The sequence below is a fragment of the Paenibacillus sp. A3 genome (assembly GCF_001399685.1).
GTDB lineage: Bacteria > Bacillota > Bacilli > Paenibacillales > NBRC-103111 > Paenibacillus_G.
The window spans coordinates 1-11,819 of the sequence record NZ_JTHN01000210.1 but is presented as its reverse complement, the minus strand read 5'-3'; the positions used below and the strand labels follow the sequence as shown (position 1 = coordinate 11,819).

The window sequence follows — 11,819 nt, the reverse complement described above, 5'->3', positions numbered from 1 at the left end:
CGCCGGAGCGGGTGGGCAACGTGCCCGGCGCCTCCATGTGGCGTCAGGGCGAAGAGCGGGGCGCGCTCACCGGGAAACATCCGGTACCGGACCAGAAAGCGCGGATGGGCGACGGGTACGTGCCGGATAAATGCACCGCCGCCGGGCTTACGCCGGCCGATTCGCTGTCCGTTAAACCGCAGCGAATCGTGGAATGCCCGCTGCAAATCGAATGCACCGTCAAGAAGATCACGTTCCCGGAGTATGCGCCGATGTTTGCGATTGTCGAAGCCGAAGCGATGCAAATCCACGCTCATCCGGATATCGTGAAGAAGACGGGCAGCGATCATATCGACCCTTCCCGCTGGAACCCGCTGATCTACAACTTCCGCCATTACTTCGGGCTCGGTGATCGCCTGGGCAACAATTACCGCGCCGAAATATAGCGAGACGACTTTCCGCAAGCATGCAAAAAATCAAGGCACCGTCCGCCAGGACAGATGCCTTGATTTTTTAACCCTCTTATTTCTTCAGGCTTTCCCAAGTTTGTTGGAATTCCGTCAGCATTTGCTCTTTCGTTTTTTGCTTCGCGACATAGGCCTGCATTGTGGAAGCAAACTTTTTGCTGGACGCTTCGCCGCCCGGGAATTTAAACCAGTTCCAACTCAGCGTTTTGTTTTCTTTGCTGTATTTCATCAGATCGGCGGCCAAAGGTCCAAGAATTTTCTCGTCGCCTTGAATGTTGGTGAAGGCCGGGATGAATTTGAACTCTTCCACCATGTACTTTTTGCCCATATCCGAAGTCACGAGCCAGTTCAGGAACTTTTTCGCTTCTTCTTTGTTCGGAGAATTTTTATTGATTACCCAGTTGTTCGGCACGCCGACCGGCAGCTTGTCGTTCGCTGCAGCATCGTCGGAGATCGGCATCGGCAGGAAGCCGACCTTCAGGTTCGGGTTCGTTTGCGTCAACTGCAATTGCGTCCAGTTGCCCTGCTGCGTCATCGCCGCTTTGCCGGTAGCGAACTCGGTCACCTGCGTTTTATAGTCGGTTTGCAGCGGATTCTTGTTGCCGTACTGGAGCTGCAGATCGAACAGCTTCACCCAGTTGTCGAACACCGGGTCGCCTGGAATTTTGCCCGTGCCTTTGTTCAGGCCGCCGATGAACGCGTTCGGGTCTTTCTGATAAGCGAACGGCAGGTTCACGAAGTGGTTGCCGAGCACCCACCATTCGGCGTAGCCGTTCACGAACGGCGTAATGTTCTTGGCTTGCAGTTTCTTCGCCGCGTCTTCAAGCTGCGTCAACGTTTTCGGCAGCTCGGTAATGCCGGCTTGGGCAAACAAATCTTTATTATACAGGAAGCCGTAGCCTTCCAGGTTAAGCGGCTGGCCGTACAGCTTGCCGTCTTTGGTCATCGGCTCTTTGGAGACCGGCACCAGATCTTTTACCCAAGGCTGGTCGGAGAGGTCTTCCAAATGCTCGATCCACTTGTCCAAATCGGAGAAACCGCCGTTGTTGAAAATGTCCGGTTTGTCTCCGGAGTTGAATTTCGCCATCAGCGCCGCGCCGTAGTCTGCGCCGCCGCCGACCGTATCAATTTGGATTTTGACGCCCGGGTTTTGTTTCTCGTATTCGGCCGCCAGCTTGGCAAGCGGTTCCGCAATTTCGACCTTGAATTGGAACATTTTCAGCGTTACGGCTTTGCCTCCAGCCGCACCGCCTCCGGCGTTCGTTCCGCTTGGCGCTTCTTCTTTTTTCGCGCAGCCCGCGATGAGCGACATCAGCATAACCGCTGCCATTCCGGCGCTAGCAACCTTGTTCATTTTCATGGTGTAACCTCCCTTATTTAATGCCGCTTTTTGTGTCTGTTCGTTTCATTTGTATTGTATAAAATGCCCCGCCTTTCGAACACGTACTATATTGAACGAAAAGGTGGAACATTTTGAACAACCGCTTACATTACCATTTGTTGTCAGCCTTTGACCGATCCGGCCGTAATCCCTTCGATAATAAACCGCTGCATCGCCAGGAAGAAGGCGACGATCGGAATGACGCCGAGTACGAGCGCGGCAAGCGCCATATCCCACTGCTTCGTATATTGGCCGAAGAACGAATACGTGGCCAGCGGAATCGTCCGCAGGTCCGGGCTGTTCAGCACGAGCAGCGGCAGCAGGAAGTCGTTCCAAATCCACAAGCTGTTGAGCAGTATAATCGTGACGCTCATCGGCTTCAGCAGCGGAAAAATAATTTTCCAGAACACGCCGTAAGGCGTGCAGCCGTCCACCGTCGCGGATTCCTCGATTTCCCGGGGAATAGACTTGATAAATCCGTGATACAAGAATACGGTCATCGAAATCCCGAAGCCGAAGTAACAGAAGATCAGTCCGAGCTTGCTGTCCATCAAGCCGACCTCGCTTGCCACTTTGACGAGCGGGATCATGATCGATTGGAACGGAATAACCATCGCCGCCACGAAGGCGAGGAACAGCAGATTATTGAACTTCGACGGGAACCGCACCAGCCGGTAAGCGGCCATGGAACCGATAACCACAAGCCCCAGGTTGCTGAAAACGGTAATAATCAGCGAGTTCGAAAATACTTTCGGAAATTTCATGATGCCCCATACTTTGACGTAGTTGTCGAAGTTGATCGATTTCGGCAGATTCGCCGAATTAACCAGCAGGTCTCCGAACGATTTCATCGAGTTGACGATCACGAAATAGAACGGCACGAGGAAAAGCAGGGCGAGCACAATGCCTAACAGCTCCAGGGCGAAGGTGCGCAGATTATAGCTTTTGGACGCTTCCATTAGACTTCAACCTCCTTTTTCTTCGTGAGGGACACTTGAATGAGCGTAATGAGCGCCACCACGATGAAGAAAATAAAGGCCTTCGCCGTTCCTAAGCCGTAACGGTTGTTGCGGAACGCTTCTTCATAAATATTGAGCGCCACGGACTGCGTCGAGTTGAACGGTCCGCCCTGCGTCAAGGATACGTTCAGATCGTACATTTTGAACGCCCAGGAAATCGTCAGGAACAAGCAGACGGTAACCGAAGGCATGATCATCGGGATCGTAATGTGGCGCAGCGCCTGCCAGCGGGTGGCCCCGTCGATGGTCGCCGCTTCCGTCAGCTCCTTCGGCACGTTCGCCAAGCCGGCGATATAAATGACCATCAAATAACCGGCCGTTTGCCATACGCTTACAATAATGAGTCCCCAGAACGCCGTCGGGGCATCTCCGAGCCACGGGAGCTGGAAGAAGGCGATTTGGGTCAGCTCGCCGATGGTCGAGAACCCTTTGATGAAAATAAACTGCCAGATGAACCCGAGCAGCAATCCGCCGATGACGTTCGGCAGGAAGAAGACCGTCCGCAGCACGTTCCGCGTTTTGAGCGCCTGGGACAGCAGCAGCGCCAGCGCGAAGCCGAGCAGGTTCGCGAGAATAACGTTCGTCACGGTGAACCGCGTCGTAAACCAGAACGCTTTATGAAAATCTTTATCCGTCGTCAGGATTTGTTTGAAATTGTCGAGGCCGATCCATTTGACGTTCGACGTTACCCCGTTCCATTCTGTGAACGAATAATACATGCTCATGAGAAACGGAACAAGGACAATGAGGCTGAAGAACAGAAAGGCCGGGCCGACAAAGACGGTTTGCTGGAGCATGCCGGATAGCCGTTGTTTCGCTTTCATGGATTTTCCCCCTTTATTTCTTACAATTCGCAGGCCAAGCTGAAAGTATACCCCCAGTATATAAGCCTCGAAAAGCAAAGAACACGCACTCTGGTGACGTATCAGGTGGAATTTATTGACCTCAACTGGTACAATAATGGCGCCGACATTTGCGTGGAGGGAATCGCGATGATCCGTAACAGCATCCGGAATAAACTGATTGTGTTTTTGCTTGCGGCCACCATACTGCCGATTTCCACTTCCATCGTCATGACGTACTATTTTACAAAGCAAAATATTACCCGGGAAACGCTTCAGACGAATTCCAACTTGATCTATCAAGGCAAGACGAACATTATTAACTATTTGAACGGTATTCATCAGGCCTCGCTCTCGGTGTATAACGACATTGATTTTTATGAAGCGATCGAAGCCGGGGCCGCCGATTACATGAGCCGCAACGAAATTGTCCGGGGCCTGCAGAGCATCGCCAATACCGTGAAGGATATCCAGCAGGTGTATTTGTATATCGCCGAAACGGATAAATCGTACCTGTGGACCCAAGGGAACATATACCGCAACGAAACGACCGGGCCGAAATTCATTCCTCCCGTCAGCCGGACGGAGGACGTCACTTTGGAGCCGACGCATCCGAGCCATTTGTACGGAACGAGCGGCTTCGGCCCCGTGCCCCCGGCTCCCGCGATCAGCCTGCACCGGAAGGTGGTCAGTGCCGTGACCATGAAAAACTTCGGCATTTTGTCGATCGACTTCAACTTGGGCGTGCTTTCTTCCATCTGCGAGCAGCTTTATCAAAAGGGAGAAGAGCAGCTTTATATCTTCGACAATCAAGGCCGTGTCGTCTACGGCCCCGGGCTGGTCGGCACGCGGATCGACGAGCCTTGGGTGACCCATCTGCTCAGCTTGTCCGAACCGAGCGGAAGCTTTGAATCGGACAGCGGCGAATTCAAGGGCATTCAAATGTACGAGCGCATGTCGACGCCTTATATGGAATGGACGCTCGTCAAGCGGATTCCGTACGACCGGCTGTACAGCAACGCCAGACAGTTGACGGAAATTAATACGCTCATTCTGATCGGGTTCCTTGTGGTGGTCATCTCTGCCACGCTGTACATTTCGTTCCGCTTTACCGCGCCGATCAAAAAGCTGATCGGATATATCGGAAAAATTCAATCCGGCAACATGCAGGTCGATATTCACGTCAAAGGTAACGACGAGTTCGGCATTCTCGCGAACCGCTTCCGCATCATGATGCAGACGATCAACAACCTGATCACGCAGGAGTACAAGCTGGAGCTGGCCAACAAGACGAATCAGCTGAAGGCGCTGCAGGCGCAAATTAATCCGCACTTCTTGTACAACTCGCTGCAGTCGATCGGGACGCTTGCCTTGCAGCACGATGCGCCGCGAATTTATTCGCTTCTGTCGTCCCTCGCCAAGATGATGCGCTACAGCATGAATACCAGCGTCGCCATCGTTCCGTTTGACAGCGAAGTAAAGCATGTCCGTTCCTATATGGAGCTGCAGATGCAGCGCTTTGAACATCAATTAACCGTGGAGTACGACATTGACGCAGACACCCTTCAGGTCCCCGTGCCCAAGATGATCCTGCAGCCGATTGTGGAAAACTACTTTAAGCATGGATTCGACTCAGGACAAAATACGGGTAAATTGCTGATCGCAAGCAGAGTGGCGGAGGACGGACGCATGGAAGTGACGGTGGCGGACAATGGGAAAGGGATGGCGGAGGAGGAACTGCAGCGCCTGAAAGCGAGACTCGGTTCGCCATCGGAACCTGTGCAGGAAGTGGACAGCATCGGTCTGATCAATGTAGTATCGCGTCTGCGGCTCTATTACAACCATGAAGCGGACATGAGGATCGAGCATCACAAGCCTTACGGCGTCAAGGTAACAATCCTTATGCCCATGCATATGAAGGAGAACGGGGAGCTATGAAAGCCATCATCGTCGATGATGAAAAACACGTGCGGGAAGCGATCAAGCTGCTCGTCCGATGGAGCGACTTCGGCATCGATCAGGTGCTGGAAGCCCAGGACGGGCTGGACGCCGTCCGCCAAATCGAGGAGCATCGGCCGCAGCTCATCTTTACGGACATGATGATGCCCGTCAAGAGCGGAATGGAGCTGATGGAATGGCTGCAAAGCCAATACCCGTCCGGCAAAACGATCGTCATCAGCGGGCACGACGAATTCGAGCTTGTCCGGCACGCCGTTCAATACGGCGGCGTCGATTACATCTTAAAGCCCATCGATCACGAGCAATTGGCTGCCGCGGTGGAGAAGGCGGTATCCGCCATCCGGCGCGAAGAATCGGAACGCCGCCTGCAGCAGGCGCGCAATATCGAAATGAATCAGCTCAAGCCGGTCTATTGGGACAAAATATTGTCCAACCTGCTGACCGAGCCGAAGCTGTACTCCCAGCACGCCAAAGCCTTGGACGCGGAGTTCGGGCTTGGACCTTCGGTAAAAGAGTGCCGGATCGCCATCTTGAGCCTGGATACGATGAGCCTCAGCTTCAAGGACAAGTTTATGGCCGATTACGAGCTGCTCTTTTTCTCGCTCACGAACATCTGCAACGAGCTGCTGTCTGCGCGCGCGTCCGGAGGTCCCCGGCAAGGCATCGCCTATCGGTATTGGAACAGCGACAGCGAAGCGATCCTGCTGCTCTACGGCGGACTGGACCAGACGCCGGCATTGCTTGAACGCATTCGGGAAGGCATCCGGGACACGGTCCGCAGCTGCTTCGATACGGGCGTCAGCCGGGTGCATCCGTTCCCCGAAGGCTTGACGGCTGCTTATCTTGAAGCCAGGCAGGTGCTTCGCAGACGGAATCTGCTGATCCGGGAGAAGCGCACACTGATCGCCGGACCCACAGCGGCGGCGCCAAGCAGCCGGCAGCTTTCTTTTACGGATTACGCCGAACCGATCCGGCTCTCGGTGCAGAGCGGCAGCGAGGAGCAGATCCGCCGCGCGGTCGCCGCGTGGTTCGCGGACGTGCGCAAGCTGGATTATATCGACATGGAGCAGCTCGAACATTGGTGGCACGAGTACAATGTCGTGCGCAGCCGCTGGCTGGCCGAGCTGTTCGAGGGCGACGGGCTCCGCGGCGAGGAGGAGCACAGCGCGCCGTTCGTCGTCCCGCTGGACGAGGAAGGCTTTCTGTCCCTCGACCGCTGGGAGCAGCAGCTCGTCCGCAGCTTGTCCGAGCTCTCGCGGCTGCTGCTGTCGCATCAGCGGCAGGACAGCAACGTTATTTTTGAAATTGCCAAATTTATTCAGAACCATTACCATCAGGACATTACACTGCAGGAAATCGCCAACCATTTTTACTTGAGCCGTGAATATATTTCCCGTAAGTTCAAGCAGGAATTTCATGTGAATTTATCCGATTACATCAGCGGCATCCGCATCGATAAAGCCAAGCTGCTGCTTTTGAACCCGAATCTTCGCATTTCCCAGATCGCAGCCATGGTCGGCTACGACGACGAGAAATATTTCAGCAAAGTGTTCAAGAAGACGGTTGGCGTCTCTCCTAACGAGTACAGGAAGGTGAACCAACCATGAGTATGCAGATCGAGCCGGCGGGACAACCGTCCGCTCCGCGCAACGTCAAGCCGAGAAAACCGACGAAGAAAACGTATCTGATTCTGGCGCTGGTCTGGGCCGTACTTGTCGGCTCGGGCGCATGGGGCGCCAAGCTTTATACCGATCATTTGAAGCGGCAGTTGAAAAAAGAGCTCGCCGCTCAGACGAATGAGCAGCTAGCCGCCGTGCAGGAACAATACCAGAAGCAGGTCGCCGAGCTTAAAGACAACATGACCGGTGAAATGGCCAAGCTGCAGACGAAGGTCGATGCGGTGAACGAGCTGCTCGCCTTTACCAAAGACAGCGCCAGCAGCAAGACAGACAACAGCAACCAGCTCTATACGCAGCTCGCCGAAGTGAAGAACAAGCTCGAAGACCTGAAGAAGCAGCTGGATGCGCTGCAATAGATTGCACGGACGAAAGGACAGTGAACTCCGAAAGCCATGATTCCGATTCAACATATTAACCGGACGATGCTGCTGGTGTGTGCGCCGTTTGTCGGATTGCTGCTGTTCCTGCTTATCGCGGGCGTATCGGTCGAGCTATCCCCATTCGCCGGGGCTCCCGGCGCTTCGTGGAAAGCCGGCGATGAATGGCAGAACGTCCTTGCCAAGCTGGACAAAACAAAGGCCGACGCGGCGCAAACCCGGTCGACGATCGAGAAATACTACGAGCTGTACTCCAAAAGCTCGGCCGAAGCTGCCGCAATGACGCAAACTGCGAAATCGGCGGCTGAGCGCCCGGCAGCCATCTTCGACTCGCGGATCGGCACCAAGCTCGGCGGCAAGGTCAACCGCGCCACGACAACCTCCAACGTCGATCTGAAATTATATACGTTTGCGGAACCGAGGTATAAAGGCTACGCGCTCAAAGTCGATCTGAAAACGGACAAAGGCATGAAGATGGTGCTCGGAAAAGACAAGGTCGGGGGCAGCGAAACGACGCTGGACGCGGTACGCCGCTATGGCGCCGTAGCCGGGATCAACGCAGGAGGCTTCGCCGATGACAACAAAACCGGCAAGCGGTTCCCGCTGAGCACGACGGTGCTTGGAGGCAAGTACGTCTACGGCTTCGAGCCGACGTTCGAGGATTTGGCGTTTATCGGGATCAGCACCGACCGGAAGCTGATTGGCGGCAAATTTTCGCGCCAGGAAGATTTGGATAAGCTCAAGCCGTCCTTCGGGGCGACGTTCGTGCCGATCCTGCTCCAGGACGGGAAAAAGCAGAGCATTCCCAATCAGTGGCTGACTTCCCCGGCCCGCGCGCCGCGGACGGTGGTCGGCAGCTTTAAAAATGATCAGCTGCTCTTTATGGTGACGGACGGCAACGACGAAAACGGCCACTCCGGCGCCACGCTGCCGGAGCTTCAGGACAAGCTGGTCGCACTCGGTGTCAAAGACGCCTACAATCTGGACGGTGGCGGTTCGTCAAGCTTGATCTATGACGGACAGGTGATCAACCGGCCGTCCGATGCCGGAGGGCGCCTGCGGCCGCTGGCGACGCACTTCTTGTTTTTCAAGTAAAATTCACATATTTAGCGTTTTCTTTTGCCAATGGGTTGGTTATAATATAGGCGGGAGGTGCTGAGTAAATGTCAGTCACATTTTGGATCGTTACCCTTGTTTTTCTTATGTTTATTGTCTCGATGCTTACAGCCGCATACAATGATGACAAAACCAAGGGACTTTAATCATACGCTTCCCTTCGCCTGCGGGTTGAGAGACTCGGCACCCGGATCAATCAAGGTTCGTTACAGCACCTGATTGCATTTGCGGCCGGTATCTTTCAACCCGTTTTCACATTCCGTAGGCAGATACACTTTGTATCTATCACTATAAAAAAATAGAACGATCGGCTAACGTGTGTCTTCGTTCTCCGCATCTGGCTGCGAAGTCTGGTCAAGGGGGATCGGACTGCTGCTAAACTTTTGCCAATCGAGCGGATTGAGCCCAAGCTGCCTCATTACTTCACGGATCTCCAAATGTATAACGGTTTCATCTCCAGTAGTCATTGCGATTCGCTCCATCCTGACAAGTCCACCTCTATATGGTTTTAGTATGATTTTGTATGAGCTTGACCGAAGATTGTAACAATCCTTTACAGGCATTCTAGCACAGCGAGCGTTACAGAATGGTTACAAAACCAAAATAATTCATAAATTTTCCCCTAGCTTTATTAAATTTTGGCTAAACATTTGATATAATATCCAAAGACCTAGTCCTATTAGACTAATTTAAATGAAAATTTGAATCCCATAGGGGGACTTTGGACTTATGTCGTTTTTCATTTCCGCCGATTCTCTGATGTACTACGAACATTACGAGTGCCCCGCAAAGGGAGCGAAAACTTTGGTTATGATCCACGGCGCCGGACTGAACTCCACCTTCTGGCAGTCCATTGTCCCGCTTCTCGAATGGCGTTACTCCATCTTATTGTACGATCTAAGCGGCCACGGACAAAGCAGCGAAGGACATACGGACATTTCTTGGGAGCTGCTGACCGGAGAACTTCATGCTCTGCTTCGTTCGCTGAGGTTGGGCCGTGTCATCCTGCTGGGTCACGACTTTGGGGCACATCTCGCCGTCCAGTTCGCATTGACGTACGGCTCGATGGTTGAAAGCCTCATCCTGATCTCGCCATTCGCCCACCTTCCGCTTACCTCGCTTCATAAAGAATACAAGCTGCGCGTCTCCCTCGCCAAGAAAGCAGCTCGTCAAACGCTCGGGGAAGCGATGGCGAAGCGCATGTCCGCCAAGCACACGGATGCGGTCTTGACGGAGCGAATCGTGCATGCCTTTGAACGGGTCCACTCCCCCACCTATGTTCAAATGATGGAACTGGCGACGAAGCCCGTATTTCTGAAAGATTATCTCGTCCTCCAAAAGCCTGTGCTGCTGCTCTCCGGCGAGCAGGACCCTGTGTTCACGCCGGCGCTGGCCGGTCTGACACATGCGCAGCTGGAGATGACGGCCTTCTTGGTCGTCCCCGACGCTTCGAGCCTGGTGTTCGTCGATCAGCCGATTTATGCGGCCGACTGGATCGATGCCTTTAGCCGCAAGCCGCTTCCCGGACAACGGAATAACGCCATCAACCGCGAGCTGCGGCAGCACGTGCAGCAATTGACAAAACAGGGCTACGAGCACTGGGGGGGAAACCGGATTCGCATCCGCTGCCTGGGCAAGTTCGAGGTCTGCCTGAACGACCGGATCGTGCCGGGCGGCTGGAATACCCGGTACGCCAAAAGCCTGATGATCTATCTGGCCTTTCACCCGACCGCTACGCGGGAGCAGCTGTGCGAAGCTCTCTTCCCGGAAGTCGAGCACCCGAATGCGATGCGGAATTTGCGCGTCTACTTAAGCCACTTCGCCAAACTGCTGGAGACGAATGATACGGATAAGCCGTGCCTTACGATCGGAAGAGATGTCGTCAAGCTTCATTATCTTGTCGATTGCGATTTAATGGAATTTTTGAACGATCTGCAGCAGGTCGCCGCAGAGCAGGATAGCGAGGTGAAGTACGGGCTGTGCGAAGATTTGCTTAGCCGGCTCAGCGGCAAGCTCATGCCGGGGTGCTACGATCCTTTTGCCTTGTCGTTGAAAGAAAAAGTCGAGCAGCTATGGGAAGGCATCACCTTATGGGCGGCCGATTACTGCATGCTGACCGGAAAAAGCGGCCAAGCCATTCCATTCCTGCTCAGCGGATTGCAGCACGGCTTGGCGGACGAAACCTTGTATTATGACCGGCTGATCGCCATTTATCAGGAAAACGGCAATACCAAAGAGCTGCGCAAATGGGTCCGCAAAAAGCGAAACAGCCTGTCCGCGCCACCGGCGGAGGAAAAGCTGTAAGCAGCTTCCGGCAGACGAAAAAGCACGGCCGGCGTCCCTTACGGAACAAACCGGCCGTGCTTCTCCACTTGCGGGCTAACCCTGCGCAGCTACGCGGATTACCCTTTCAATTGATGCATCTCGCCCAGGCATTCGGCGCAGATATGTCTTTCCTTGAAATCGCTCACTTGCTCCATAGAGCCGCAAAATACACAGCGGGGACGATACCTCTCCAGAATGATATGATCACCGCTTACCAATATTTCAACAGGATCGCCTTCGTTCATTTGGTATCTTTTGCGCAGCGATTTCGGGAGTACAATTCTGCCGAGCTGGTCGACTTTTCTTACTACTCCTGCCGGTTTCATCATCAATTCACCTCACTTTCGCACGATTACGCTTGCCCTCCATATAGTTCGACGCTGATGTCAAAATTCCTTCCCATAATTGCGAGTTTTCTCCGTTGATTTCTATGAGAGTCGCATTTTCGTAACGAAATGGGTCGAATTTCAGGACAATTCTTGAAATCCGGTCTGCCGAAGCGCTTCGAACAGGACGATCGCCGCGGCGTTGGACAAGTTCAGCGAACGAACGGCGTCCGTCATCGGCAGCCGCATAAGCGAATCCGGGTGCTCCGCCAAAATCTCCGGAGCAAGCCCTTTCGTCTCTTTGCCGAATACCAGAAAATCGCCGTCTTGAAATGTCAAATCCGTGTAA

Annotated in this window: 11 protein-coding genes; 6 read left to right on the top strand and 5 right to left on the bottom strand. The window is 53.8% G+C overall.

Translation table 11 applies throughout. The features are described 5' to 3' along the window. Nucleotides 1-425: hypothetical protein (locus QJ48_RS37720; protein ID WP_054976765.1), on the top strand; the 425-nt coding region annotated here is incomplete at its 5' end. Between the two features lie 76 nt (nucleotides 426-501). Here the strand turns inward: QJ48_RS37720 and QJ48_RS28490 are convergent. The 3 genes from QJ48_RS28490 to QJ48_RS28480 form a co-directional block, all read right to left on the bottom strand. Then, a complete protein-coding gene (locus QJ48_RS28490) occupies nucleotides 502-1,806 on the bottom strand; it encodes an extracellular solute-binding protein (RefSeq protein ID WP_054976763.1) in 1,305 nt (434 codons plus the stop codon). 143 nt (nucleotides 1,807-1,949) lie between these two features. Next, nucleotides 1,950-2,786 carry a carbohydrate ABC transporter permease gene (locus QJ48_RS28485; protein WP_054976762.1) on the bottom strand — a complete coding sequence of 279 codons (837 nt, stop codon included), beginning with the start codon at nucleotides 2,784-2,786 and terminating at the stop codon, nucleotides 1,950-1,952. Next, the gene (locus QJ48_RS28480) at nucleotides 2,786-3,670 is read right to left on the bottom strand and encodes a carbohydrate ABC transporter permease (RefSeq protein WP_054976761.1); all 885 of its coding nucleotides are present in this window, start codon (nucleotides 3,668-3,670) and stop codon (nucleotides 2,786-2,788) included. The genes QJ48_RS28485 and QJ48_RS28480 overlap by 1 nt, the downstream gene beginning before the upstream one ends. A 105-nt stretch (nucleotides 3,671-3,775) precedes the next feature. On the opposite strand from QJ48_RS28480, the gene QJ48_RS28475 reads away from it, so the two are divergent. The 5 genes from QJ48_RS28475 to QJ48_RS28455 all read left to right on the top strand — a co-directional run bounded on the left by QJ48_RS28475 (nucleotide 3,776) and on the right by QJ48_RS28455 (nucleotide 11,123). After that, entirely contained in the window at nucleotides 3,776-5,626 is a 1,851-nt protein-coding gene (locus QJ48_RS28475; RefSeq protein WP_237763093.1) for a sensor histidine kinase, read from the top strand. Beyond that, nucleotides 5,623-7,254: a response regulator gene (locus QJ48_RS28470; RefSeq protein WP_054976760.1), complete on the top strand. Its 1,632-nt coding sequence runs from the start codon at nucleotides 5,623-5,625 to the stop codon at nucleotides 7,252-7,254. The genes QJ48_RS28475 and QJ48_RS28470 overlap by 4 nt, the downstream gene beginning before the upstream one ends. After that, complete coding sequence (locus QJ48_RS28465) at nucleotides 7,251-7,682, top strand: hypothetical protein (RefSeq protein ID WP_054976759.1); 432 nt, start codon at nucleotides 7,251-7,253, stop codon at nucleotides 7,680-7,682. Before QJ48_RS28470 ends, QJ48_RS28465 begins: the two co-directional genes overlap by 4 nt. Before the next feature lie 36 nt (nucleotides 7,683-7,718). After that, nucleotides 7,719-8,798, top strand: a complete 1,080-nt coding sequence (locus QJ48_RS28460; RefSeq protein ID WP_054976758.1) for a phosphodiester glycosidase family protein — start codon at nucleotides 7,719-7,721, stop codon at nucleotides 8,796-8,798. A 750-nt stretch (nucleotides 8,799-9,548) separates the two neighbouring features. Continuing rightward, nucleotides 9,549-11,123 carry an alpha/beta hydrolase gene (locus tag QJ48_RS28455; RefSeq protein WP_054976757.1) on the top strand — a complete coding sequence of 525 codons (1,575 nt, stop codon included), beginning with the start codon at nucleotides 9,549-9,551 and terminating at the stop codon, nucleotides 11,121-11,123. 98 nt (nucleotides 11,124-11,221) lie between these two features. Here QJ48_RS28455 and QJ48_RS28450 read toward each other — a convergent pair whose 3' ends face one another. After that, a complete protein-coding gene (locus QJ48_RS28450; protein WP_010496298.1) occupies nucleotides 11,222-11,470 on the bottom strand; it encodes an AbrB/MazE/SpoVT family DNA-binding domain-containing protein in 249 nt (82 codons plus the stop codon). 141 nt (nucleotides 11,471-11,611) lie between these two features. After that, nucleotides 11,612-11,819: tRNA (cytidine(34)-2'-O)-methyltransferase (locus QJ48_RS28445; protein ID WP_162238582.1), on the bottom strand; the 208-nt coding region annotated here is incomplete at its 5' end.